The 26,982-nt window shown below is 44.2% G+C and carries 27 protein-coding genes and 1 pseudogene; 1 reads left to right on the plus strand and 27 read right to left on the minus strand.

All coding sequences use genetic code 11. The features are described from left to right. Positions 1–6: 6 nt before the first annotated feature. The 8 genes from ACKI5G_RS03820 to ACKI5G_RS03855 all read right to left on the minus strand — a co-directional run bounded on the left by ACKI5G_RS03820 (position 7) and on the right by ACKI5G_RS03855 (position 6,495). Positions 7–855 carry a DUF3737 family protein gene (locus ACKI5G_RS03820; protein WP_407397802.1) on the minus strand — a complete coding sequence of 283 codons (849 nt, stop codon included), beginning with the start codon at positions 853–855 and terminating at the stop codon, positions 7–9. A gap of 219 nt (positions 856–1,074) precedes the next feature. Beyond that, positions 1,075–1,626, minus strand: a complete 552-nt coding sequence (gene pyrR / locus ACKI5G_RS03825; RefSeq protein WP_407397804.1) for a bifunctional pyr operon transcriptional regulator/uracil phosphoribosyltransferase PyrR — start codon at positions 1,624–1,626, stop codon at positions 1,075–1,077. Positions 1,627–1,657: 31 nt separating this feature from the next. Continuing rightward, positions 1,658–2,578 (minus strand): RluA family pseudouridine synthase, encoded by a 921-nt coding sequence (locus tag ACKI5G_RS03830; protein ID WP_407397806.1) that lies wholly within the window; start codon positions 2,576–2,578, stop codon positions 1,658–1,660. Further along, positions 2,556–3,041: a signal peptidase II gene (gene lspA, locus ACKI5G_RS03835; protein WP_407397808.1), complete on the minus strand. Its 486-nt coding sequence runs from the start codon at positions 3,039–3,041 to the stop codon at positions 2,556–2,558. The genes ACKI5G_RS03830 and lspA overlap by 23 nt, the downstream gene beginning before the upstream one ends. Then, a complete protein-coding gene (locus tag ACKI5G_RS03840; RefSeq protein WP_407397810.1) occupies positions 3,034–3,630 on the minus strand; it encodes a DivIVA domain-containing protein in 597 nt (198 codons plus the stop codon). Before ACKI5G_RS03840 ends, lspA begins: the two co-directional genes overlap by 8 nt. A 135-nt stretch (positions 3,631–3,765) precedes the next feature. Further along, positions 3,766–5,367: a DUF4127 family protein gene (locus ACKI5G_RS03845; protein WP_407397812.1), complete on the minus strand. Its 1,602-nt coding sequence runs from the start codon at positions 5,365–5,367 to the stop codon at positions 3,766–3,768. Between the two features lie 14 nt (positions 5,368–5,381). After that, positions 5,382–6,182, minus strand: coding sequence for a methylmalonyl-CoA decarboxylase (gene scpB / locus ACKI5G_RS03850; protein ID WP_407397814.1), 801 nt, complete (start codon positions 6,180–6,182; stop codon positions 5,382–5,384). A gap of 154 nt (positions 6,183–6,336) precedes the next feature. Further along, positions 6,337–6,495 carry a hypothetical protein gene (locus tag ACKI5G_RS03855; protein WP_407397816.1) on the minus strand — a complete coding sequence of 53 codons (159 nt, stop codon included), beginning with the start codon at positions 6,493–6,495 and terminating at the stop codon, positions 6,337–6,339. A 231-nt stretch (positions 6,496–6,726) separates the two neighbouring features. Between ACKI5G_RS03855 and ACKI5G_RS03860 the strand changes: the two genes are divergently transcribed. Next, entirely contained in the window at positions 6,727–7,128 is a 402-nt protein-coding gene (locus ACKI5G_RS03860; RefSeq protein WP_407397818.1) for a Panacea domain-containing protein, read from the plus strand. Positions 7,129–7,192: 64 nt separating this feature from the next. Here the strand turns inward: ACKI5G_RS03860 and ACKI5G_RS03865 are convergent, their stop codons facing one another. From ACKI5G_RS03865 to ACKI5G_RS03955, 19 genes and pseudogenes are all read right to left on the minus strand, one after another. After that, positions 7,193–7,987, minus strand: a complete 795-nt coding sequence (locus tag ACKI5G_RS03865) for an RNA-binding protein (protein WP_407397820.1) — start codon at positions 7,985–7,987, stop codon at positions 7,193–7,195. An 8-nt stretch (positions 7,988–7,995) separates the two neighbouring features. Further along, entirely contained in the window at positions 7,996–8,799 is an 804-nt protein-coding gene (gene proC, locus ACKI5G_RS03870) for a pyrroline-5-carboxylate reductase (protein ID WP_407397822.1), read from the minus strand. 44 nt (positions 8,800–8,843) lie between these two features. Further along, the gene (locus ACKI5G_RS03875; RefSeq protein WP_407397824.1) at positions 8,844–9,374 is read right to left on the minus strand and encodes a cell division protein SepF; all 531 of its coding nucleotides are present in this window, start codon (positions 9,372–9,374) and stop codon (positions 8,844–8,846) included. Positions 9,375–9,410: 36 nt separating this feature from the next. Continuing rightward, on the minus strand, positions 9,411–10,100 hold the full coding sequence (locus ACKI5G_RS03880) for a YggS family pyridoxal phosphate-dependent enzyme (RefSeq protein WP_407397826.1): 690 nt from the start codon (positions 10,098–10,100) through the stop codon (positions 9,411–9,413). 26 nt (positions 10,101–10,126) lie between these two features. Next, positions 10,127–10,945 (minus strand): peptidoglycan editing factor PgeF, encoded by an 819-nt coding sequence (gene pgeF, locus ACKI5G_RS03885; RefSeq protein ID WP_407397828.1) that lies wholly within the window; start codon positions 10,943–10,945, stop codon positions 10,127–10,129. Between the two features lie 27 nt (positions 10,946–10,972). Next, positions 10,973–12,706 carry a radical SAM protein gene (locus tag ACKI5G_RS03890; protein ID WP_407397830.1) on the minus strand — a complete coding sequence of 578 codons (1,734 nt, stop codon included), beginning with the start codon at positions 12,704–12,706 and terminating at the stop codon, positions 10,973–10,975. Positions 12,707–12,729: 23 nt separating this feature from the next. Further along, the gene (gene nrdR / locus ACKI5G_RS03895) at positions 12,730–13,200 is read right to left on the minus strand and encodes a transcriptional regulator NrdR (protein ID WP_407397832.1); all 471 of its coding nucleotides are present in this window, start codon (positions 13,198–13,200) and stop codon (positions 12,730–12,732) included. After that, positions 13,200–15,119 (minus strand): YgiQ family radical SAM protein, encoded by a 1,920-nt coding sequence (locus tag ACKI5G_RS03900; protein ID WP_407397834.1) that lies wholly within the window; start codon positions 15,117–15,119, stop codon positions 13,200–13,202. The genes nrdR and ACKI5G_RS03900 overlap by 1 nt, the downstream gene beginning before the upstream one ends. Positions 15,120–15,144: 25 nt before the next feature. Then, positions 15,145–16,056, minus strand: coding sequence for a helix-turn-helix domain-containing protein (locus ACKI5G_RS03905; RefSeq protein WP_407397836.1), 912 nt, complete (start codon positions 16,054–16,056; stop codon positions 15,145–15,147). 141 nt (positions 16,057–16,197) lie between these two features. Then, positions 16,198–16,602, minus strand: a complete 405-nt coding sequence (locus tag ACKI5G_RS03910; protein WP_407397838.1) for an RrF2 family transcriptional regulator — start codon at positions 16,600–16,602, stop codon at positions 16,198–16,200. Between the two features lie 19 nt (positions 16,603–16,621). Then, positions 16,622–17,950 carry a cytidylate kinase family protein gene (locus tag ACKI5G_RS03915; protein ID WP_407397840.1) on the minus strand — a complete coding sequence of 443 codons (1,329 nt, stop codon included), beginning with the start codon at positions 17,948–17,950 and terminating at the stop codon, positions 16,622–16,624. Positions 17,951–18,013: 63 nt separating this feature from the next. Further along, positions 18,014–20,083, minus strand: coding sequence for a polyribonucleotide nucleotidyltransferase (locus tag ACKI5G_RS03920; RefSeq protein WP_027396988.1), 2,070 nt, complete (start codon positions 20,081–20,083; stop codon positions 18,014–18,016). A 149-nt stretch (positions 20,084–20,232) separates the two neighbouring features. Then, positions 20,233–20,499 carry a 30S ribosomal protein S15 gene (gene rpsO, locus ACKI5G_RS03925; protein WP_039210015.1) on the minus strand — a complete coding sequence of 89 codons (267 nt, stop codon included), beginning with the start codon at positions 20,497–20,499 and terminating at the stop codon, positions 20,233–20,235. A gap of 142 nt (positions 20,500–20,641) precedes the next feature. Next, on the minus strand, positions 20,642–21,313 hold the full coding sequence (locus tag ACKI5G_RS03930; protein ID WP_407397843.1) for a peptidoglycan recognition family protein: 672 nt from the start codon (positions 21,311–21,313) through the stop codon (positions 20,642–20,644). Beyond that, a complete protein-coding gene (locus ACKI5G_RS03935) occupies positions 21,285–22,208 on the minus strand; it encodes a bifunctional riboflavin kinase/FAD synthetase (protein ID WP_407397845.1) in 924 nt (307 codons plus the stop codon). The genes ACKI5G_RS03930 and ACKI5G_RS03935 overlap by 29 nt, the downstream gene beginning before the upstream one ends. A 68-nt stretch (positions 22,209–22,276) precedes the next feature. Continuing rightward, on the minus strand, positions 22,277–25,651 hold the full coding sequence (locus ACKI5G_RS03940; RefSeq protein WP_407397847.1) for an ATP-binding protein: 3,375 nt from the start codon (positions 25,649–25,651) through the stop codon (positions 22,277–22,279). 160 nt (positions 25,652–25,811) lie between these two features. Beyond that, complete coding sequence (locus ACKI5G_RS03945; protein ID WP_407397849.1) at positions 25,812–26,189, minus strand: hypothetical protein; 378 nt, start codon at positions 26,187–26,189, stop codon at positions 25,812–25,814. Between the two features lie 175 nt (positions 26,190–26,364). Further along, positions 26,365–26,556, minus strand: a complete 192-nt coding sequence (locus ACKI5G_RS03950) for a hypothetical protein (protein ID WP_287448461.1) — start codon at positions 26,554–26,556, stop codon at positions 26,365–26,367. Between the two features lie 155 nt (positions 26,557–26,711). Next, positions 26,712–26,982 (minus strand): annotated as a pseudogene (locus ACKI5G_RS03955) (zinc ribbon domain-containing protein); the annotation flags it as partial.

Here is a 26,982-nt window from a genome sequence, read left to right on the forward strand (position 1 = left end):
TCTCTATTATTTATTATCTGTAAAAACCAGTTCCGTGGCATCCTTATCAATGGCAGGATCATCAAAGATAAGCTCCTCCACACCTGCAGCCTTGATTCGACCGGAAATTGGATTCTTGATGCTGACCACCTTGGTGGTAATCTCTGCATCAATATCAGAAACATATTCAAAGGCCAAATCCGTATTAAGTAATCGGCAGTTTTTCAGGGTAACATTCTTCATATAGCAGAAGCCCTGATTGCTCTCAATGGTGCAATTCACCAGGGTAACATTTTCCGAATTCCAGCCGATATACTCACCGCAGATATAGGAATCGTAAACAGTAACGTTTTTACAGTTCCAAAAGGCATCCTTGGAAATCATCTTGGCATTGCGGATTTCAACATTCTCGCAGCCATCAAAGGAATAATTCCCCGCCAGATTAAAGCCGTCAATTTTTATATTTTTGCTGTCCAGGGCAAAATAGTTGCCCTTGGCAGTAACCTGATTCATCTCAATGTCGTTGCAATGCCACAGGGTTTCCTCCGCCTGAAGGAAATCTACATTGGTCAGCTTGATCCCATTACAACGGCGGAAGCCCTTTGGTGCCTCAAAAAGCACATCCTCAAAGGACACATTGTCCGTGTACCAGATACCGGCCCGCCCCATTTCAAAAACAGCACTATTTTTTACAGTAACGTCCTTACTATACCACAGAGGGTACTTCCATTGAAAGCTGGAATTTTCAATATGAATGTTCCGGCTCTCCTTTAATGGTGACTCTCCATCAGCGAAAATACAGTTCTTTATCTCCAAATCCTTACCCATGAACAATGCTCTCTCACCAGTAAGTCTCTGCTCATTAATTTCTTTCATCTTTTTCCTCCATTTACATATACACGAATTCTTTTAAAGATTCATTTTAAATCCGAGTAAAACACTCTGAATTATCTAATCAAATAAAAATGAAAATAATATGAAAACTCCTATCTATCGGTTTTCTACATCAAACAGTAAAATTCCTTTATTTTATCCAATTTAAAAGCCGCCCGAGATAATATATTACCATTTGGACGGCGTAAATTTTTCCTGTTTTTATTCTTTTTCCTGTCTCAGTACCACCTGGTCAGTATCGTCTATTTCCACTACCTTTACATTCACAGACTCCTTGGAGGAGGTAGGAACATTTTTACCAACATAGTCTGCTCTTATAGGCAGCTCACGATGACCACGGTCAATGAGAACAGCCAGCTGAATTGACTTTGGACGGCCCATATCAATTATGGCATTCAGAGCAGAACGAATGGTTCGGCCAGTGTAAAGCACATCATCAACCAATACAATAATTTTGTTGTCGATATCCACCGGCATGGTAGTCGGCCTAACAATAGGCTGATAGGACAAAATAGATAAATCATCCCGATAAAGGGTAATATCGAGAACGCCAACAGGTGGACGCTTGCCCTCGATATTCTCAATGGCATCTGCTACCCGCTCAGCCAAAGGCACACCACGGGAACGAATACCAACCAACACAATATCATCTACGCCCTTATTTTTTTCAAGGATTTCATGGGCTATACGAACCAAGGCACGATGCATGGCCTGCTCATCCAGAAGAACTGTCTTATCAATAAAAGTTGTCATCCTATTCATCCCCTCATTATCATTTTAACATTTAATGATTACGCAGCTTTTTTAATATCTTCTCCATGTCCTCAGGCAACGGGGAAGTAAAAGTCATACGCTCACCAGTGGTAGGGTGGGTAAGCTCCAAACTAATGGAATGAAGGGCCTGACCCTGAATGGAAAAATTACCCTTAACCTTCCCATGGCGGGTGGCACCATATTTAGGATCACCCACTACCGGGTGTCCGATATGAGTCATGTGAACCCTTATCTGATGCGTGCGCCCGGTTTCCAGACGACATTCAATAAAAGTACAATCCCCAAAACGCTCAAGCACCTTGAAATGGGTCGTGGCTGGTTTGCCGTTTTCCTGCACAATAGCCATCTTTTTGCGATCAGTCGGATGACGGCCAATATCCCCGCGGATAATCCCCGCTTCCTCCTTGATATTGCCCCAAACAATGGCATTATACACACGATGGGCAGACTTTTCCTGAATCTGCTCTGCCAGACTTATATGAGCCTTATCGTTTTTGGCAGCCACCATGACACCGGAGGTATCCTTGTCCAGACGATGTACAATACCCGGACGGATTTCCCCATTTATTCCTGAAAGGTCCTTGCAATGATACATAAGAGCATTTACAAGGGTCCCGGAATTGATACCCGCAGCAGGATGAACCACCATCCCCCGGGCTTTGTTGATTACAATAATATCATTATCCTCATAAAGAATATCCAAAGGGATATCCTCTGGGAGAATTTCCACAGTCTCTGCCTCAGGAACTGACAGCTCCACCTCATCATCCAAATGCAGACGATAATTACCCTTTCTGACTTTGCCATTTACAGCAGCACAGCCATCTGCCGCCAGCTTCTGAATATGGGAACGGGAAAAATCCGGCTGCATTCTGGTAAGAAACACATCCAGGCGTTCATTATCGGTATCAGCCTTGAAGGTCAGTGTCATTCTCGTTCCTCCTGGAGAAAATGTCCATTACTATAAGGGCTGCCCCTACACATATAGCAATGTCTGCTATATTGAACACAGGCCACACCCTAAAATCGAAAAAATCTACCACCAAGCCGCTTTGCAATCTATCATAAAGATTTCCTACGGCGCCACCTGCCAACAGACTGACACCATATTTCATCATCATGGATTCCCTGGCCAGCTGCTTACGGAAATAAAATACCACAACACAGAGAACTACTGCCACTATGATAAACATCATTCGCTGGTTGGCAAACATACCAAAAGCTGCTCCCGGATTAAGAACATAGGTAATGTAAAAGTAATCCTTAATGACCGGGATAGACTGCCCTAAATCCATGTAAGCAGTAACATAGCTCTTAACCAGCTGATCTATAATAAAAACAATTAATCCTAAACCTACAGGAACCAACCTTGCCTCCAAAAAATTCTTACTCATTTTCCTCTGAAACAGCTTCCCCAGCTGCTTCCAACTCCTGAACATCATCTGGCTTTGTACCAATTTCGATGTTTACATCATTCAACACCTTAGACTCCTGCTTATCCGGGAACTGCTGCTCCGCATCCTCGAGAAGTGACAGTTCGGTCTTCAAGGTGTTGCGCATCTTGGCAATAAACTGACGTTTTTCGCTGACGATACGCTCGTATTCTGTAACGGCCTCACGAACCTTCTGGGCTGCATCCTCAAGACGACGCTTTGCCTCGATTTCAGCCGCACGGATTATGTTATCACTGGCCTGCTTTGCCGCTGCCCGAATTTCCTCGGAACGGGTATTGGCAGTGCTGGTAACCTCATCAGCAGTGCGCTGTGCCACCAAAAGAGTATCCTGAAGATTCTTTTCCAGCTGATGATACTGGGTAAGAGCCTTTTCATTCAACTCAATCTCCTTCTTCAGCTGGCTGTTTTCACGGAACAGCTTCTCATAGTCGTTAACCACCTGATCAAGAAAATCATCAATTTCGTCTATGTCGTAGCCGCGGAAGCTGCGCTTAAATTCCTGATTATGTATATCTACTGGTGTTAGCATCTTTATCCCCCTAAAAACAATATTTCATAATTAAACCACCGTATATTTTAGCATATTTTTTAACATTAAAATAGGGGCATTAGTCGAAAAATGCCCCTAAAATATTATTAACTATAGTGTTTCATATATTAGCTTTTAAAAATCAATATCACACTCAAACAAGCGGTTCCATGGATTTGTTATACGCAGATTTTTAAGGGACAAATTTGCCGGCAAATTAATATTCTGCTGTGCAAATTCCTTCATCCATTCTGTTCCCTGCTGGGAGGCAAAATCACGGGCACCATCCAAATTTCCTGTGCTCTGACTGTACCCTGGATGTAGCCACACAGCAGTCCCCAGCTTTTGACGGACGTTGGCCTGATAGCACCACTCATCAAGAAAACGGGTCAGCATCAGCTCCTCCCGTGCCTGTTTGTCCATCCATTTTGTCAGAAGCCCTGTACCAATGAGAAATCCGGTGGTATTGGTAGCCGTATTCCAGCCGCCATAGGCCTGCAGCTTGAACTGCAAATCTTCTTTGTGCAGTTCGTTCATTAAGGCATTGTCCGCACCATTTCCATAAGCAATATCAGCCACTGCCACAGGATACCCCTTATTTACCAAATCCTTTACAAGCTTAAGGAAGTGCATGGTGCCCTTCCGTGGCTTAGTTGTGTTAATTGGGGTGTTGGCATCAGGAGTATTGCCATCAGGATTGGTATTTATAGCCATAACCAGCTCAGCCCGCTCCGGGGAAGGCACCTGCATGCCTCCGGCAGCCACAATGGTATTGTCCACATCAATGCCAATTTCTTCATTGCAATATTTAGGGATGGTATTGCGGCCCTTACCTATGTTATAGGTGGTATAAATAAATGGAATATCCCTCTTATCATCACAAATAGCACGGCACATCATAACCATCCCCAGCTCGTCTGATCCAGAGGTTATTTGTAGCTTGGTCTTACCAATATTTTTCCCATGCTCCCGTAAATGACGGGTTTCATAATGGGTCTGTGAATAAAGAGCGGAATCATCTCCACCTAAAAACAGGAAGGAAAAAACATTTTGGCCAGTCAAATCTATCAGTGCCTTGTTGGCATTGTAATTCAACCCATGACGATGGGTCCAATCCTCCATGGCTGCAGGCAAAATATCCTTTGTAAGCTTGTCCAGCTCCTGCTTTTCTTTTTTGGTAGCCTGTCCCATTTCCACTTTATCACGAAGGGCGCTGTAATCACGAAGCATCACTGCATTTTGCTGATAAATAGCCGGCTCCATGCCATTTCCGGAATGGGTGGCAGACAACAATGTACGTAAAATAGTACCAAATCCGTATACCGGCAATCCCGGATGATTTTCATGGAAAGAACGGAAACGCTCCACCCGTTCATTTATGGTGTCTTGAGTTAATTCGTGATTTCTGGAAGCCACAAGACTGCCATAAATCATGGCATCAGTTGATACCACAACAGCCTTTGCCCCAGGGGCATTTTTATTCAGCCACTGCCAAAGGCCATCCGGGTTGCCCGGCTGTTCCCTGCTTCCCAATAAAGTATCCGGCGGAACCACCACATCATACCCCAGCTTTTCAGCCACCTGGCGGGTTTCCTTATCCGTTATGGGACGATTATCCAAGGGCACAAACAAAATTTTTCCGCTGTCCACAGCAGCAGCTGCTGGTTTAAAGCCAGAGACCACTGACAGCACCATTGTTAGTGTCAACAACATAATAATTTTTAAATTTATTCTCACAATATACCCCCCCATTAATCCAAATCCGATGCCTTGCCCTTATACTGTGGTGGCCGTTTTTCCAGGAAGGAATTAATACCTTCCTTATAGTCATCACCGCTATATACCTTTTGGCGATAATAATTAATGCGTTCAAAGTTTTCTGCACTAATTACCGTTGCTGCCCGTGATAAAATACGGAACTGCCTCTTAATAGCACTGACGGAAAGAATGCTGTTACGCCTCAGCGGGGCCAAAAAATGATCCTCCAGCAGCTTTTCCAGAGCCTCGCTATCTTCTGCCACATGGTTTATAAGGCCAACATTCAAGGCATCCTCGGCCTCTATTGGCGTCCCCAGAAAGAACATTTCACGGGCTTTATTTATGCCAAGCTGATTAATAAAATGAATCAACCCCGAGGCATTATAGGGAATACCAATCTTAGCCGGCGTAATGGCAAAGGTGGAGTCCTTGGAGCTGACAATCATATCACAGGACAGGCACAAATCACAGGCCCCGCCCCAAACCGTACCATCCACACAGGCAATAACTGGAATTGGTACATCCTGCACTGCTCTGAGTAGCTCTTCCATAGGTACATTAAAGGCTAATGGGTCACTGCCATCCATAGGCAGCTCCTTGATATCATGGCCAGCACTCCACACATTACGATTCACTTCTGCTTTAATGACAATACCAACACATTTTAAGGAATAGCTTTTTTTAATCGCCTCGATTAATTCCAGGCACATTTCTTCACTGAGACAATTATAGTGCTTCCCATCCTTCATTGTAATATAAGCAATACGATCCTTAATCTCGGTATTTACTATCATCCCTGTTCCCCCTTAGCTGAAAAAGAATGTCCGGCCCATCACACGCCTGCCAATTCACCCTTTGGAAATCTAAAAAAACTTTACACATGTTATTAGTTTCGATAAATTTTTGGATTTCCCTGCTAAAAATTACAGGTCATTTTATCTTTTACGGTCAACAGCCAATCTTGGCACCACGAACCTCCAGCACATTTTCGCTCATGCGCTTCATTATTTGAAATTCCCCCTGATTATTTAGCCATGCTCCATAAGTTATAATCCCAATACTTAAACACAGGATAAATGCCAAACCTATAATAAAATATTTTTTCATGCCAACCACCTATATATTTATTTCAAAAACAAAAAATATTTAATGTTACATTATGGTTATTTCGTCAAAAAATTGTGGAAATCCTGCATACTCTTTATTTTTATCCAGCATACAATCAGTTTACATTATTTAACCTTGACATTATTAAGCTGATTATGTATTATTTATTTCTGTGTAGATTAATTACATATTTTTTAATACAACTCTTTGAAAGGATTGGATCATTAAGAGATGGATGCAAGGAAAGTCGCAGAATACATCACCCAAAAATACTATATTACAAATCCAAAACTACAAAATGTTTTATATTTTATCCAGGCAAAATACTTATTAGAGCTTAACAAGCCATGCTTTGAGCAGACTATGGAAGCAAGAAGCACCGGAATCATCGTGGAAGATGTTTTCAATGAGTATAAGCTTTATGAAGGTGGACTTATCCCCCATGACTCAGACAGTATACCTGATATTGGCGACAGTTCTCTAATTGATGAAGTGGTAAAACAGTGCAATAAAAAATCATTTGCTCAGCTACGGGATATTATTACCAGGCAAACTCCATGGAAAGAGGCCTATAATAATGGTTACCAGCCTGAAATCACACTGGACTCAATGAAAGAGTACTTCCAGGATTAAAGAATAGAAAAAGGTCATCAGTCAGTTATCTGGCCGATGACCTTTTTTCTATTCAGTATAACAATTAAATATAACGCTTCAACAATACGCCGATGCGGCCCTTCTTTGTGGTACCACGTACTTCTACTACTTCCAGACGGCCACGGCCACGCATGGATAGTACGTCCCCTTCCTTCACAGACTGGGAGGCATTTTTAACCTGCTGCCAGTTCAGCTTCAGCTTATCTGCCGCAATATCAGAAGCAGCACGACTACGGGATGAACCATAGCCTGCAGCGGCAATGGAATCCACTCTAAGGGAGGCAACTGTGGCCCGAATTTCCTTACAGCTTTCTTCCTTTGGAGTAATATTGGCCAGATCATCTTCAACACAGGATACTCCGGTGCGCCCAATCTGGGTAAGGTTATCTATAAGATAAGCCCCCATGGTTTTATCTGCCAAAATACGGGCAGTGGCACCACCCATGAGAATATCACCAATGCGGTCACGTTCAATGCCCTGCCCCATAATGGAGCCCAAAACATCACGATGGCCAATATGCTCATATTCACCATTCCAGGTGGCCTTAATAACTACAATATCAAATCCTGGATTTCCCCCGAAGGTTTCATCGATAAACATTGCCCGCTGACGCTCAGCACCCTGGTAGCCGCCATTAAATTCCAGTCTGATGCCTGGATAATTGGCCACAACTGTCTCAGCAATCTCCTGCCCATAAAGGTCCAAAAAACCACTGATACGGAACTTCTGGCTCCGCATAACCTGCTCGGCCATATCGACCAGCCTGATAGCAGTATCAGCGCCTTCCGTTCCCTTATAATATCTAATAATCTTTTCTTTTTGTTCAGAACCTGCCATACTTTAAATTATTTCCCCAATTCCTTTGAGCGTTCAGTAGCAGCAAGTACAGCATCAATAAGGGCACCACGTACCCCCTGCTGTTCCATTACACGAACGCCCGCAATAGTAGTACCAGCCGGGCTGGTAACCTGGTCACGCAGCACGTCAGGATGCTTGCCTGTTTCCACCACCATCTTTGCTGCACCCAATAGTGTCTGAGCTGCCAACAAAATAGCTGTCTGACGCGGAAGACCTGCTGCCACTCCGCCATCTGCCATAGCGTCAATCATCAGGAAGCCATACGCAGGACCACTGCCAGAAAGACCAGTAACCGCATCCATCATGCTTTCCTTAACCTCAACAGCCTGACCACAGGCATAGAGAATATCTCTAATAGCCTTAACTGTTGCCTTGCCAGAAGCCCTCTCATTACGGGCATAAGCAGACATACCCTCACCTACTGCCAATGGTGTATTAGGCATGATACGCACAATAGGATTAGATGGGAAATACTTCTCCAAGGTCTTAATAGGAAGACCGGCTACAATAGAGCCCACCAAAACATCATCAGGCACCTTGCCCTTCAATGATGACATAGCATCGGAAACCACCTGAGGTTTAACCGCCAGAATCAATATGTCAAGATCTGCGGTTTTGACAAAATCATTGTCAGTGACAGCATTGACGCCATGCTTATCCTTAAGCTCCTGACATCTGTCTTCCCTGATTTCTGAAACAAATACATCCTTTGGAGCCACCGAACCATTAGACAATACTCCGGACAGGATAGCTTCTCCCATTGCTCCGCCACCAATAAATCCAATTTTCATGTCAGACACCAGCCCTTCCTAATTGAAATTTATTTAAATGCTCATCATTTATTATTGTTATTTGGTTCCCATGGCATATTATTCAAGCCATGATTTTGCTGGCTTACAGCAATATTTACATTCTTTGGTGCAAAGAGCCATACATTGCGGCTGATTTTATTTACAGCACCATCAATGGCATAGATTGTTCCGCTGATAAAGTCAATAATGCGGACAGCAGTAGGCTCCTCAACATTTTCTAAATTGATTACAACAGGCCGCTTTTCCTTTAAGCAGTTGGCAATCTGCTGGCAATCATCAATATTTTTTGGATTAATAACAACTACCTTCATCATGGCATTGGCCATGGTGGCAGCTGCACCACCTTCACGGATGGATACAGAATCAGACCCCATATTTATCACCTTTCTATCATGCATACTGCGACGGGACCCAAGGCTGACTGGTTCAGCAGGCTTGGCTCTTGGTGGCACTGGTCTGTCCACTTCTTCCTCCTCAACAGTATCCAAAAGCACTTCGTCCACATCTGTGTCCTTAATGCCAATCTTTTCCAAAAATGAATCTATCTTACCCACAGGATGTTCCTCCTCAATAAAATGTCAAGCTATACATCAGTATTGTCTTGGCCCAAAAATTCCGGTTCCAACACGAACCATATTCGAGCCCTCCTCAACAGCAATCTGATAATCATGGGTCATACCCATTGACAAATATATTATATTCGCCGTCTGGAAGTTCATTTCCTTCACATGAGTATAAATTTCGTGCATTTTTGCAAATAAAGGACGACAATCCTCCACATCCTCATAGTTAGGAGCAATACACATCAGTCCCATAAGCTGAAGGTTCGACATTTCATCCACTTTATGAAGCAGCTCCTCCATATCCTCAGCATATATTCCCGATTTGGAATCCTCCTTGGCAAGATTCACCTGTACCAAAACCTTTTGAATTTTACCAATATTAGCTGCTGCATTGTTTACGGCTTCTGCCAAATGCAACGAGTCTACAGAATGAATTATATCAAAAATTTTAACTGCCTGCTTGGCCTTGTTGGTTTGAAGGTGACCTATAAGATGCCAGGTCACATCTCTGTCCAGAGTTTCAAACTTTTCCTTGGCCTCCTGGATACGGTTTTCTCCAATATCAGTAACCCCCGCATCTATGGCTTCGCGCATAGCGTAAATATCATGATTTTTGGTAACGGCAATCAGAAGGACATCCTGATCCTTGTCAAAGCTTCTCTTCGCCTTGGCAGCCGCAATATTCTCCTTAACCTCTCTCAACTTCTCCGGTATCATCTAAAATCCCCCTTTGGGAATGCAACTTACTTTATTGATAATACAGCAGCTATTCTCCCCGTTTTACCGTTGTCGGCACGATAGGAGAAGAACTGACGATGATTGCAGGCGGTGCAAACGCCGGCTACATCTATATTTTCCGGTTTAATTCCGGCCTTTTTTAGCTGAAGCTCGTTGGCCTTCCATAAATTAAGATGCTGCCCACCTTTTTCATCAATGATTATTTTATCATAAAAATCAGGAAAAGCATCCCTAAATTGCTTTATTACTTCCGTTCCCACTTCATAACAGCAAGGCCCAATGGCTGGCCCAATACCCGCCAGAAGATTCTCCGGCTTTGAACCATATTCCTTTACCATCTGCTCCACTGTCCTGGCAGCTATGGAAGCCACCGTCCCCCGCCAGCCACCATGAGCTACACCAATAGCCTTTTGTACGGGATCCGCTATAAGAATTGGCGTGCAGTCAGCAAAGAAAAGCATCAATGGAATACGTGGCTCATTAGTAATAAGGGCATCCGCATCCTTTATGGATTCCTCAAATTTATACATTCCGCTGCCCGCCTGAGCTTTGTTAATTTTTACCACCTTGCTCCCATGAACCTGCTGACAGGTAGTACCCTGTCCCTTGGGAAGCTCCAGTCCTTCAAAGAATATATCACGATTTCGTCTTACATCATTAAGATCATCATCAACATGAAGCCCAAGATTTAGGGTTTCAAAGACACCTTTGCTGACGCCTCCATGTCTAGTGGATATACCATGAATAAACAAATCCTCCGGAAAAATGGAAAATTTTCCTATCCACAGATTCTTTAATTTGCCTGATACAAGTGAAAAACTCATATATTATCACACCGCTTTTATGTAAATCTATTTGCAAACACCACAGCGTTTACAGCCATCAAAGCACTGAATCGTGTGCTTTGGCTTCTCCTGCTGTGATTCGATTAATTCTTTTTTCAGATAATCCTTGGTAAAGCCCATATCAAGTATATCCCATGGAAGGATATTGTCAAAGGAAACGGGATGACTTACCAGCTCCTCCATGGACAGCTTATGGCGTTTCAGCACGGATTTCATAGCCTTGCTGCCACCATTTTCGTAGGCTTCCAAAAGGATATTACCAGTTTCCCTGTTTCCCCTGGCCAAAACAGCCTGGACGTAAGCATCACGTGGTGACTCGGCAATGACCTCAATATTATGACGCTTTCTCAGAGCGTTAGTGATTTCCTTTAGGGCACCTTGAATATATTTTATTGGTGCCATCGGAGACCATTGAAATGGCGTAAAGGGCTTAGGAATAAATGGATTTATACTTAGTGTAAGACGGCCCGTAGCCCCCTTTTCTTCCATAAAGTCCTTCAGCTTTAAGGCCATATCTATAATCCCCTGAATATCCGACGGTTCCTCCCCTGGAAGGCCAATCATAATATACAGTCTAAAATTTCGTATACCAGCCTTGATACCCATGCTCATGGCATTCAAGAGATGTTCTTCCTCAATGCCCTTATTTATAACAGCCCTCATGCGGGTACTGCCGGCCTCAGGAGCCATAGTCAACGTCTTCAACCCGCTGGCAGCAAGGGAATCCACCAGCTCCTGGGTAACTGAATCTGCCCTAAATGAAGCCACCGACATACTGAGCCCATCCCCAAGGATTTCCCTACAAAGCTGATCTATTTCAGGATAATCAGAAATTGCAGCTCCCATCAGACCCACACGGCGCCCCTTTTCCTTGGCTGCCAACAGCATTTTCTCAATGGCTTCCAACGAGCGATTGCGGGGTTTTCTAAAGCAATAGCCGGCCATACAGAATCTACAATGACGCCCACAGCCTCTGGCTATTTCCACCAAATGAAGGTTAAATTCCGTATTTTCTGTGTAAATTGCCGTCTCCCCAGGATATTCATCGAGATTTTCCTGCCACTGACGACATATTCTCTCCGGGGCATCGCCTATTGGTTTTATCTGAGTATCATACCCATTCTGGCCATAGCTGACCTCATAGCGTGAAGGCACATAAACTCCGGGTATTTTTGCCAAAATCGAAAGAATTTCTTCCTTGGAGCAGCCCTCACCTTTTGCCCTGTTATAAGTATCCATAAAGGTGGGCATAACAGCCTCTCCTTCACCGATGATAAAGGCATCCACAAAGGGGCTCATAGGCTCAGGATTAAAGGTGGCACAAGGGCCACCAGCTATTACCAGAGGATCCATTTCCCCACGTTCTGTGGCCAATAGCTTTATCTTGCCAAGCTCCAGCATCCTCAAAATGTTAAAATAATCCATTTCAAAGGACATAATAAAGGCCACAATATCAAAGGAGGAAACAACGCTTTGGGTTTCCATGGTCATAAGCTGGACCTTATGCTTTATATACTCATCCTGCTGACGTTTTTCAGGCAGAAACCCCCGCTCACAAGCAGTATCCTCACGCTGATTCAGCAATCTGTATATAATATGAAGGCCCAGATTGGACATACCCACAAAATAGGAATTTGGATACAACAAAGCCACCCTGGTTCTGCCACCAGCGTGATAAATGTAATATCCAGATTCTTCTGCCAACATATTTTTGAGCTGTTCCTTCAATCTCCAGGACAAGTATTTTCCTCCATCTTAATCTGTTAATCAATTTTTTTATCATCATCTGCCAAAAGCACATCCAGCTCATGGCGGAAGCTATTTATATCAGAAAATTTTCTATATACGGAGGCAAATCTGATGTATGCTACCTGGTCAAAATTTTTCAGATGCTTCAAAGTCATTTCACCAATAGCCTTTGATGGTACCTCCTGCTCAAATTCCCGATGTATGTCCTGCTCAATATCATGGGCCAGGATCATCACACTTTCCAGTGATTTATCCAGCTTATCACAGGAGCGGATAAGACCGTTCAACAACTTGTTACGGTCAAAGACCTGACGACTGCCATCATGCTTTACCACCATCAGGGGCAGCTGCTCCACTGTCTCGAATGTAGTAAATCTTTTGCCGCAATGAGGGCATCCCCGACGTCTTCTGATAGCGCGGCCATCATCCACTGCCCTGGAATCTATTACCCGGCTGTCCTCTTTATTACAAAATGGGCAAAGCATTACTGCACCTTCCTTCTAATTTTACGAGTGTTACCATTTTTGCTGCTTGCTTTATCGCTGTTTCTATTTTTGTTCTCTTTATGAAATGTGCCCTTACCCATTGTTTCCTTATGAGTTGCAGCTTTACCGCCCTTTTCCGGACGAATAAGACATTCTGGGCCATAGCCAATAAGTTCAAACCGCTTCGCCTTTTCCAAGGCCTTTTTGACCAGAGCATAATTTTTTGGAAGCCAGTACTGCATCAATGCCCGCTGCATAGCCTTGTCCTCAGGCTTCTTGGCACTATACACCTTTTCTCCGGTCATAGGATTGATACCGCTGTACCACATACAGGTGGAAAGGGTTCCAGGAGTTGGAATAAAGTCCTGAACCTGCTCCGGATGATATCCCATTTCCTTGATAAACACCGCCAGCTCAATAGCATCCTCCAGGGTACAGCCAGGATGACTGGACATGAAATAGGGCACCAAAAACTGTTTTTTCCCCAGCTTTTTGTTCATGCGGTTAAAACGTTCAACAAACCGTACATAGACATTGCGGGAGGATTTCCCCATAATACGGGTAACCCTATCAGATATATGCTCAGGAGCAATCTTCAGCTGACCACTTATATGATTTTCACAAAGCTCCTGCAAAAAATCATCCTTGGCCAGCAGCAAATAGTCGAAGCGAATTCCAGAGCGGATAAATACCTTCTTAACTCCCGGAATTGCCCTGACTTTACGAAGCAACTCCATATAACCACTATGATCCACGATAAGATTACGGCACACATCAGGGGACAGACACTGCTTTCCATGGCAGGTCCCCCGCTCCAGCTGCATGTCACAGGAGGTTCGATGAAAATTGGCAGTAGGACCGCCTAAATCATGGATGTATCCCTTGAAATCCGGTAATTGGGTGAGTTTTTTAGCCTCGCGGATAATGGATTCATCACTGCGCCGCTGGATAATTCTGCCCTGATGAGAAATAATGGCACAGAAATTGCAGCCACCAAAACACCCCCTATGGGCCGTAATGCTGAATTTAACCTCTGCATAGGCTGGAACTCCACCAGCCTCGTCGTAAATAGGGTGCCAGCAACGCTCATAGGGCAAATCATATATTTCGTCCATTTCCTCCACGGAAAGAGGCATAGCCGGTGGATTCTGAACGATACACCAATCGCCATTTTGCTGGGCCAGCTTTTTTCCTCTAAAAGCATCCTGTTCCAAATACTCGGTTTTAAATGCCTCAGCAAACTTCTCCCTGCTGGCTTTCACCTCGTCATAAGAAGGAATTGGCGTAAAATCCCAAATATAGTCAAAATTGGGCACCCGAAAACAGGTACCCTGAACATCCTGAATATTCTGTATTTCAACGCCTTGATGTAGCTGTGCAGCAATATCTATAAGCTGTTTTTCGCCCATGCCATATACCAGAATATCAGCACCGCTTTCCGCCAAAATAGACTGACGAATCTGGTCTCCCCAATAATCATAATGGGCAAAGCGCCTAAGGCTGGCTTCAATACCACCAATAATAATTGGTACCTCATCTCCCCAGCACCTTCTCAGCATCTGGGTATATACCACTACTGCCCTTTCCGGGCGTTGTCCCGCCTTGCCTCCAGGAGAATAGGCATCCTGATGGCGGACTTTTTTGGCCGCAGTAAATCTATTAAGCTGTGAATCCAGGTTTCCACTTGAAACAAGAAAGCCCAGCCTAGGTTTCCCAAGGCGGGCAAATTCTTTGATATTGTGCCAATCCGGCTGGGGTATAATCCCTACCTTATAGCCATGCTTTTCCAATAAGCGACATAATATGGCCGGGCCAAAGCTGGGATCATCCACATAGGCATCACCTGATATAAACACAAAATCCAGCTGTTGCCAGCCCCGATTTTCCATATCCTCTTTTGATATTGGTAAAAAGCTCATTAAATCACACCATCAACGACTTAAATTATTTGGCACTCTTATTTGACTTAGCTGTATCAGACTTAGTTGGCGATGACTTAGATTTTGCACCTTCATCCTTGGATGTATTGGCAGCCTTAGCCTTTGCATCTTCACTATCCTTGGTCATAAAACGCTCTACAACCTGTCCCTTGCTACCAAGAACGCCAAGGTTTTTTCCATTCCAAGTAAGCTCAATAGCACCGGCATTACCAGCAATAAGCTCAACATTGTCATTACCCTTCCAGGACATTTCCTTGCCACTATCCACAGTGCCTTCAAATACTTCCTTGCCATCAGTCTTAACTGAAATCCAGCATGGATCGGTAAACTTGGCAGAAACCTCAACGGAATCATACGTCTTTTCAACAACAGGAGGCTTTTCCTGCTTATTATCAACAACCTTTTCTGTCTTAACAGTAGGCTTTGACTTCTCCTGAGCCGGGTCATCACTGAAGGCATAATATACACCGCCTAAGAATACAACCATTATGGCCAGAAGAATCATAAACTTTCTGGAACCGCCCTTTTCCTCGGTGCGCTCACGATAATCATTGCCGGAAGAAAAAAGATTGCCACCTTCGCTGCCAGAAGCAGAATATGAAGAAGATTTTACAGTAATAGTGCGCTGTGGCACATCATCATAGTAATTCTCCTGAGGTCGCTGATCCACTGGCTGAACAGGAACATCTATATTTCTCTCGGAATTAAACTGCTGCAATAATGGATCGCTGTCCATATTCAGGGCCTTGGCGTAATTGCGGATAAAGCCCTTGGTATATACATCACTTGGCAGGTGATCATAGTCGCCCTTTTCAATCGCTTCAATATATAAAGACCTGATACTGGTCTGATTTTCTATATCTTTAATCCATCGCCCTTGGTTTTCGCGTTCTCTCCTAACAATATCTCCCAGCATGTTCTAACCTCCTACACAAAAACTCTACTATATTATACATGGTTAAGATTTTATACTCAATACCAACAATTCTATTTTTTGAAAATAATAAAAAATAAAGAAAAAGACCCGCATTGACATGCGAGTCCCAATTCATAAAGCCTACCCGTTACTTTCCCTTACAAGGTCAGCCAAAGTTATAGAGTTAAGCACATCATTCACCTTGTCGCTTATGTGTGACCAAACATTTCTGCGGCCACACCCCTCGGCCTTTTCACAAGGAGCCAGCATACAGTCGGCGAAAATGACAGGCCCCTCCATGGTGACGATAATCTCACCTATGGTTATCTCCTCAGGTGCCTTGGCCAGCATATAGCCTCCCTGGGCACCGCGAACACTTTTTACAAAGCCGGCTTTCTTCAATGCTCCCATAAGCTGTTCCAGATAATTGTCAGAGATACCCTGATTCTCAGCAATATTTTTGACCGTAATGGACCCCTTACCATACGCCATGGCTAACTCGTGCATAGCAATTACACCATAACGGCCCTTACTTGATAATCTCATAAAATCACCTCAAACATACTTAAAACTGGATGAGCCTAAACTCTTTAATCAACTGCAGCAAAATGGCAGCTGTTCTGTCAACGCCATATTTGCTGGACTTTATTGTAATATCATAGCTGGAGCCAATTCCATACTGAGCATCAGAAAATTTACTGCAATGCTCCGTTCTCAGTTTGGCATGCTTCTTTATCTGTTCCATTGCCCGCTGTTGATCAATTTTTTCCTTACGCATAACACGTTTAGTCCTATCAAGCTCATCAGCAGTAATGAAAATGTGTAAAGAATTTTTATGGTTCTGCAGCACATAGTTGGCCAGGCGTCCCACAATAACGCATGAATCCTTTGCAGCAATTTCCTGGATAACCTGGGCCTCAATTTTATATACCTGCTCCTGAGTAAGTTCCTCATCCTTGTCATAGGCAGAGGTATACCACTCATACAGACTATACAGCGCATTGGAAGTAACCTTGTCACCATGCTCCTCCAAATATTTGTATGCAAATTCACTATCCTCTGCCGCCATCTGGATAATATCACTATCATAATAAGGAAGATTTAACTCATGGGCAATTCGCCTTGCAATTGAATGCCCACCACTGCCATATTCATGGGATACTGTCAGTACAAAATGCTTCTCGTTAATATCATCATCAATCACAGAGGAAATATCATCTACACGATTCTCAGGCAACAAAATATAAGTAAACCAACGCAGATATTTCATGAGCAGCTTCAGAATAACGCCGGTGAAAACAGCTACGATAACTGTCCCCTCACGGACGCCACCAAGATTGCCCAAAAATATAAGGCCCAAAACAGCAGATAACAACGACAAGGTTATGTCAGAAATCCATCTCATGGTGGAAAATTTCTTATGGTAAATTGCCCCCAAAAGTCTCAGCAGAGAATCCACCGGCAGTAAAGCCACACTGGATATTACGCAGCAATAAAGGCTGCTGGCCATCAATACACTACTAAAAAAGCAGGTAACAGCCCTACCGGAATGGGACATAGGATTAAAGCCAGCCAGGGAATTTAGAGCCATATCTGTAAATATTCCCAAAGCCAGAGCTGTGATAATTTGCATTACCATAGCCTGCTTCTTTACCCGCCCTCTGCGGATAATAAGCTGACCCAGAAGACCGGCAAAATTAAACAGACCTATCCAGGCTCCTACTGTAAATACATCTGCAATTAACCATATAGTATAAGGCATGGTAACCATAGGGGCCACGCCCATTTCCGCCTTAATCAGAACAGCTATACCGCAAGCCATCAGAATAATACCCAATGTATAGAGAAGGTATCTTCGTAACAGCTCGGAAACTGTCTTCTTTCTTTCTCTCATATCTTAAACTCCAAAAAATAAGATAATGCCCGCCTCACCAAAAGCAAAGCGGGCATAAATATTTTACAGGAGAACCTTATGGGATACGTTTACACGGCCCTTCTGGTCAATCTCAGTTACCTTAACCTCCAGCTCATCGCCTACGTTGACAACATCTTCAACCTTCTCAACGCGCTTCTTATCAAGCTGGGAAATGTGGCACAGACCCTCACGGCCCGGCAACAGCTCTACAAAGGCACCAAAATTCATAATACGGGTAACCTTACCCTTATAAACCTCGCCTACCTCTACTTCCTTGACGATTTCGTTGATGCAGGCAATAGCTGCCTCAGATGCCTCAACGCTGGTAGCGGAGATGCGAACGGTACCATCATCATCAATATCAATCTGAACGCCACAATCCTCGATAATCTTCTTGATTACCTTTCCTCCAGGTCCAATAACCTCACGAATCTTGTCAGGCTTAATCTGCATAGTAGTTACGCGAGGTGCATACTTGCTCAGCTCCTTGTTAGGCTCAGCAATGCACTCCAGCATCTTGCCAAGGATAAAGGCACGACCGCGCTTTGCCTGTGCAAGGGCAGCTGAAAGGATTTCACGGGAGATACCCTTAATCTTGATATCCATCTGAATAGCAGTAACGCCCTCAGTGGTACCAGCAACCTTAAAGTCCATATCGCCCAAAGCATCTTCCATACCCTGAATATCGGTAAGAATGGTGTAATCATCCCCATCCTTAACAAGACCCATAGCCACACCGGATACAGGACGCTTAATAGGAACACCTGCGTGCATCAGAGAAAGGGTGCTGCCGCAAACGGAACCCATAGAGCTGGAGCCGTTGGACTCCAAAATCTCGGATACCATACGAATGGTATATGGGAATTCCTCAATGGAAGGAATAACTGGAACCAGAGCTCTTTCAGCCAAAGCACCATGACCGATTTCACGACGTCCAGGACCACGAACAGGACGGGCCTCACCTACAGAATAGCCAGGGAAGTTGTACTGATGAATATAGTGCTTGGAAGTCTCAACGCCAAGACCATCAAGAACCTGCTCATCACCAAGGGAGCCCAAGGTAGTAACAGTGAGAACCTGGGTCTGACCACGGGTAAAGAGGCCGGAACCATGTGGACGAGGCAAAATACCAACCTCACAGCTTACAGGACGAACCTCCTCAACCTCACGACCGTCCGGACGAATCTTCTCCTTGGTAATCATACGGCGTACGATTTCCTTAACGATTTTGTGAAGCATATATGGAATTTCCTTGATAGCATCAGGATAAAGCTCCAGGAAATGCTCCATTGCTTCAGCCTTAACATTGGAAATATCCTCATCACGGGCAAGCTTATCAGGGTTGCGAACAGCCTGATCCAGCTTGTCAGTAGCGTATTCACGAATAGCCTTTTCCAATTCCTCTGGAACAGCAAAGAGCTTAACCTCGCGCTTCTCCTTGCCACAAGCCTTCTGGATCTCATCCTGGAAGGCAACGATCTTCTTAATCTCCTCGTGACCAAAGAGGATAGCCTCCAAAATAACCTCCTCCGGTAACTCATTGGCACCAGCCTCAACCATCATTACCGCATCACGGGAACCGGCAATGGTCAGATTAAGATCAGAAACCTCACGCTGCTCAACGGTAGGGTTGATAACAAACTGGCCATCAATTCGGCCAACGCGAACACCAGCTATTGGACCAAGGAAAGGAATATCAGAAATTGTCAGAGCACAGGATGCACCAATCATAGCCGCAATCTCTGGAGCGTTGTCATGCTCTACGGACATAACTGTAGCTACAATCTGAACATCATTACGATAACCCTCCGGAAACAGAGGACGGATAGGACGGTCAATGAGGCGGCTGCACAGAATTGCAGACTCCCCAGGACGACCCTCTCTCTTTATAAAACCGCCTGGAATTTTACCAACGGCGTACATCTTTTCTTCATAATCTACAGTCAGAGGGAAGAAATCAACACCCTCTCTTGGCTCATCAGAAGCCGTAGCTGTAACCAAAACAACAGTCTCACCATAGCGCACCAAAACAGCACCATTTGCCTGTTTAGCCATCTTTCCGGTCTCAACAGTAAATGTGCGGCCGCCTAACTGCATCTCAAAACTCTGCATTAAGTTTTTCCTCCTATAATCTTCTTTATACCTTTTAACCTTGATAGTATAACATATTGTTGACAAAAATAGCTACATATTTTTTGTTTTTCCCTAAGCAAAAAGGGACCCCAAAAATGGAGTCCCTCAGGTCCGAAACTAATATTAAATTACTTGCGGAGACCAAGCTTGGATACGATTGCACGATAACGCTCGATATCCTTCTTGTTCAGGTATGCCAGCAGACGACGACGATGACCAACCATCTTCAGAAGGCCGCGACGGGAATGATGATCCTTCTTGTGCTCCTTGAGATGCTCGGTGAGGTAAGAAATACGAGCAGTGAGAACTGCAATCTGAACCTCTGGGGATCCAGTGTCGCCCTCATGAACTGCATACTTCTGCATGATTTCCTGCTTTGCTTCGTTAGTTAACATTGAAAATTCCTCCTATTGTTTAAAAGTTCCACAAGCTGAGGCAAGGTCGGAGTCGTCCATGTCTTAGCAAGGGATAAATCTTACGTCCTTAGCGGACACTTTTAGAATTATACTATAGGCCTATTACTTTGTAAAGGATAATTTATTCATCCTCTGGCAAATACAGCCCCATATTCTTCATTACACGTTTACGCACCTGTGGCAGCATGGCGTAAAGCATATCTCCCGGGCAGGAGGTGGAATTAACATCCCGATGCCCGATTACTCCCATTTCATCAGGAATAAGATTATATACACTGCAAAGAGTTGTTAAAAGATTCGTTAAAGATCTTATCTGGGCATCAGTTGGTGAGCCCACGTTGAAGTTGCCGGCTACACAGATCCCCACTGAATCACTGTTATTGCCACTGGCATGAGCGCCAATCATGTTCCAGCCACGGCCCCGTTCAATGGTGCCATTCTTTCTGATAACGTAATGATAACCTATACCTGCCCAACCAAAGCTGTCACGATGCAAGCGATGGATTTGTGCCGCTGACATATCACGGTCCTGTGATGTACCTGTATGATGAACAATTATTCTGTTGGTTTCTCTTCTTCTGGCTGGTTCTTCAGCAAACCAAAAAACATTTTCCTCTACACGAAAACGGGTCTTCCCCCACTTAATGGCCGCCGAAGCCTTGGACGCCAACTCGGGCAGGGACAGTAAGCTAAGCCCTATTACCAGCCCCACCGACTTCTTTATAAAATTACGTCTGTCCATTATTTGTAAAAGCACTACCTTTTCAAAGAATCTGTCTTGCCTTTTCTTCATCTGCACGAAGCTGTTTTACCAAAGCCTCGATGCCGCTGAATTTTTTCTCATCCCGCAGCTTTTTTACAAACTGCACGGTGAGAGGCTTGTTGTATAAATCTCCCTTAAAATCCAGCACATGAACCTCCAAACGGCGATTACACCCTTCAAAGGTTGGGTTGTTACCCACATTGGCAATTCCTTTGTGCTTCTCACCATTCATCAGCACATACACCCCATAGGCTCCATTAGGGAGCATGGCCCGCTTGTCGGGAATGGCAAGATTTGCTGTAGGAAAACCAATGGTCCGTCCACGCTGATCGCCGTGAATAACCCGGCCACCAAAGCTAAATGGTCTGCCAAGATACTCATTGGTGAGCTCTAAATCCCCCTCTTCAATGAGACCACGAATTCGGGTAGAGCTGACCATGCGGCCATTAAGCTGGATGGCCTCACCGATTTCAGCCTTAAATCCATAGGAGCTGGCCACACGTCCCAGCATACGGGTATTTCCCTTACCCTTGTACCCAAAGGTAAAGTTAGGACCCGTAACCACGAATTTGGCATTGCAGCAATCCTTCAGACGCTCCAAAAATTCTTCCGGAGTCTGTTTGGATAGCTTCTCGGAAAAAGCCACATTAAGCAATAAATCCACGCCCATTTCTTCAAGAAATGCCGCTTTGGAGATATTATCGCCTATCTGCACCGGTACCCTTTCAGGAGCCACCACGGACAAGGGATGATTACTGAAGGTAAACACCACGCTGAGAAGTCTATGCTTCTTGGCCAGACCCATGGCCTGACGGATAATACTCTGATGCCCGATGTGGACCCCGTCAAAGGTCCCAAGAGCAATAGCTGTCCTCTGCCCCTTCAGGAAGGTCTTTATGTCACTAAATTTACTGAAAATCTGCATTAAAAAAATCACCTAAATCATATTACTCAACAGACATATTATACATTTTGGAGCCTTCAAAGGCAAATTTACCCATTGGCGTATTCTTCCCGCTGGGCTTGAAGCTGTTTTATGGACAGATTTCTCAAATATGATTTATGCTTCTGATCATCCTGGTACACAAATCCTACATGGGACACATAAGGCTCTATTGTACCTATTTTCAGCAATGGAGTTACCACCAACAGCTGTAAATCCATTTTCTGGAAAAGCTCCAGACCGAATCTTGCAGATTCATCAGAGCTCTTTAGGAAGGCCTCATCAATTACCACAAAACGGAAGCTGTTTATCTTCTTATGCTTGCTTTCAAGGCCGAAGTTATAAACCAGACTGGCTGCCAATATGGTATAGGCCAGCTTCTCCTTCTGACCGCCGGACTTGCCGCCGGAATCAGTATAGTGCTCATATTCTTCCCCTGTTTCCCGCCATCGTTCTGAAGCTGCAAAGCTGAACCAGTTTCTTACATCGGTAACTCTGGCGGTCCATCGCTTATCAGCCTCAGCACACTCAGGACGTCCCCTGAAGCGTTCAATAATCTTTTCCACCTGACGGAATTTTTCTTCAGAATAGGCTTCCTTTTCATCACCATCTGAATACCCGCTGACACAGGAGCGAAGCTGATTGCGGAAATCCTTTATGTCATTGTCCGCTACATTATCACATTCAATCTGAATATAACGGCCCTCGCTGTAATCTATTTCCGCCAGAGAATGGTTTATCATCTCAATGCGTTCCTTTATTACGTCGCACACATTGTTCAGCTTTTCCCTAAAGAGAGCGATTCTGTTAATGGTATTCTCACGAAGCAGCTGACGGAACTTATCCTCAAACCGAGGCAAAGCATCCGTCTGGAGCTTGGTAAGAAGCTGACGATAATCATTTAGTCCCTCAGTGGCTGCTGCCAGCTCATCCCCAAATTCAGGGAAAGCGGCCTTAAACCGCTGCATCATAACTACCAGCTGCTGACCTTTTTCCTCCTTGGAACGAAGGGACATATCCCGTTCAGCGCACAGATTTGACCCCAGCATTTCCTTCAGCTCACCTTGATTATCAAGGGAAAGATGCTTTTCTCCAAACACCTGGGCTGCTCTCTCAGAAATCCGTGGGAATATACGCTGCTGCTCTTCCTCACTGATGCTTTCTAAACGGGCCTCATCTGCCTCAATGGCCTGTTTGTTGCTTTTAATACCGTAATTTATGTTATTTAGAGAAACAACTAGCCGCTGCAGCTGTAAATCAATATCCTTCCGCTCAGCCTTAAGCTGGGAAAGCTGCTTTTCCAGCTTCATGTAGACAGCATTTTCCTCCTGAAGCCCGGCCAAAAGCTGCTTTTTCTCAGCCACATTCTTTTCAAGGGTTACCCTGTCCAAAAGGGTAAAATCATTAAATAACTGAAGATTATTTATACAAAGCTGTTTCCTGCGGCACTCCCCATTTTGACGCTTCAGACGTCCTTCAGTGCGTTTTGCCTCCTTTACAGCCTCCTGCAAATCCTCCAGCTCGGATTCCAGCGCCTGAATTTTCTTCAAGTTGGAAAAGCCCAGCACATAACGGCGACGATCATTCAAGTCATAACGGTCATCCTTTTCGTGACGTCGCCCTTGGGTCTTTATCTGTCCCTTTATTGTAATGGCAAATTTTTCCTGCTGAAATTCCTTGAAGGTTTCACAGCAAGTATGGCTATACCGCTGATAAAGCTCCCGCATAAGCCAGTTTTTAAACGGGGAATCCATACGTATATCCAGCTTGGCACAGGCCGCATCCTCGGACAAATCATCAAAATTAACAGCATCAACATATTCCTCACAGCTATAGTACACTACCCGCTGTTTAACCTTATGCTTCTCCATCCACTGAACTATTTCACCATAATGGAACTTAGGCACCAATAGGGACATGCCAAAGCCGTGAAGAAGACGCTCCAAGGCGCCCTCCCACTGTTCCTCACCCTCAGCCACCTGCATAAGCTCCCCTGCAAAAGGAAGCTCGCTTTCTGCAAGATCCAAGTCCTGGCAAATCTGCTGACGAAGGTCAATGTAATCGGCAGAAATACTGGATTTGCGGGAGCGCAGGGAAGTCAGCTCGTTTTCCACCATTGCTATGGAATTATTAAGTGCCTTTATCTCGCTGTCATTGTCACTTTGGGCTTCAGCTATATCCAGCTCCCGTTGCTTCTCCTCGTTATCCAATGCTATGAGCTTTTCAAAATTTTCATTAAAGGACGACAGGGTATCTGGCACTTCCAATGACAAGCCTTTGGCATTTTCCTCATACTGCTGACGCTGCTTTAAGCAGGCAGCCAGTGCCTTATTGGCATTGTCCAGCTTTTCCTCAATGACAGAAACCTTGTCACCACCATTTTGGTATAGCTGACGCTGTACATCATCAATGGCTTCTTCATTGGCCTGCTTCCACTCCATAATTGATTCATGGTCTTTTTTTACCTGAATCAGATTATTTTCCAGATTCTCCAGTGCTCTTTCCCTAATTGCCTTGTCCTCCTTGGCAAACCAGGCTGACAGCGCACTTTCCATCTGTTCGATAATCACTTGACGGCCATGAGCATCAAAATAGCTTTCCCCTAAAGCAGTAAGTGGCAAAAGCATCTCCTCCTGCTTTCTTGCCCTTACCACTGCGCTATGGGCGGTATCCAAATCATGAAAATGCTCCAAAAGACGCTGTACATCATCCTCTGTCCCCGGCTGCTCCAGCATATTTTGACGCACAAAGCTGGTGAGGGAATCCACCTTCTTCATGGAAATAGTCTGCTGGAATAGGTCCATGGCCTGCAAAGAGCTGATGCCGAAGCGACGGCGAAAATCCTCAGCATATTTTGGATAATCATCATAAATATGGATATAAACATCATTACTAAGGCGCTTCCTCAGACTTCTGATATCACTGCCAAAATTACTGAAGTGATTTTCAATGGTAAGTGTCTTTTCCCCAAGAACAAAGAACCTCTCCGGACTGCCAGTTTCATCCTTGTACCAGAATACCTGAGCCAAGGTAACTCTGGCTCCTAAATTTTCGTCACCAAAAACAGCCAGTACAACACTGTACTGGTTTCTGTCACGAAGGGCCTCTGGCTGCCCTATGCCATCCTGAGACCGCTTTTGGGCATAATAACCCCTTATATAAGAATTTAGGCTGCGCTCTCTGGCACTGGCGTCCGCTGCCTTGTTATAGGTGACCTTCTTTGGGGGTACCAACAGGGTAATCAGGGCATCCACCAGTGTAGATTTTCCGGAGCCTACATCACCTGTCAAAAGTGATGTTTCCCCATCCAAATCCATGGCCCAGATTTTCCCATCAAAGGTACCCCAGTTATATACTTCCAGCCGTACAAGCCGAAACCCCATTTTTACATCCTTGGGGTCATGCTCAAAATCAAATAAGTCCATAATTATCCCATTCCATTACACATAACAAATTCTCAAAACCACTAATTACACCTGATTTATCATAATATTCAATGTTCTAAACTGAATAAATCTCACCCAAAATAATAGACCCTTCAGATTTTTTTATGACTCCTGAAAGATCTATACTGCTGCTTATTATTTATTTTAGGACACGAACCATCTGGTCATACTGTTCATTTCGTTCAATGCAATGCGAAACCTCAATAAAACCATTTTGCCTATAAACATTCTTTAACTTTTCAATAGGTCTGCAATCTACTAGGACAGTCCGACAACCTACTATATTGGAAGCATCGTACAACAAGCCAAGTGCCATATCGAATAATATCTTCCCTTCAATTCTATTGGCAAATGCGTCATTCTTGGCTATTTGACCAAGAAGAAAAACTGGATAAGCTTCTATCATGTTTCCAGCTTTATCCTTATATGAGCACCCATGTATTTTCTTTATCAGAGACTTCGACATGCCATCAGGAAACTTTAGCACCTGAATTGCCAATGAAAAATACCCTAGCAATTCGAACACGCTTCCCTAATGAATGTTTCCATATCAATAACCAAATATGTCCTGCTCTTACAAATCCGTTCATAAAGTAATGCTTTCTCTTTCAGAAAATCAATCAAATCATTATCTTTGGCACAGGAAAAAGTGTCAAAAAGCTGATTCAATTCATTATCTGAATACTCAGCCATTAACCTCTGCAACGGAATTGCTCTGGCTTGTGTTCCACTAATAATTGCTCACTTCTTTCCAATTCTTTCCTCATGTCAATATCAGGTCTGGAAGGATATGAGCTTTTATTGGATTCTTCCATTGCTTCTGCGAATCGCTTTGCACCGTTGTAATCCAAGCTGTAATCATGCATATAACTAAAAGATGCCATAGTCATTTCCTCCTTTCCTTCCTCAAGTTTATACTATCATTTTTGTAAAAATGTGTCTACAAAAATACCTCTCAACAACATCTTCGGTTAACTATGACAGCTTCTTAACTAAATGTTATCCATAATTAGCAACCAAAAAGTCAAACGTGACATTACAGCCGATTGAATGCCGTGACGAAGGCCGCTTTGATTTCCTCCTCGGTAATATGCCACTGGCATATTACCCATGGGGCGTTTGGCACTTATGCCCGTCGTACTTCTTGTTGCAGCGGTAGATGACCCTGCGGTACTTGTCGGTAGAGTGCCAGACCTTGGCTCCAAAGAATCCGCCGCACTCACCGCATTTGATCTTGCCGGAGAAAATGCTCACGCCGCTGTATCTGCCTCCCTCTCGCTTGCGCCGCGCCACCTCTGCCTGCACCATCT

It is taken from the genome of Anaerovibrio sp. (assembly GCF_045637405.1).
Lineage (GTDB): Bacteria > Bacillota > Negativicutes > Selenomonadales > Selenomonadaceae > Anaerovibrio.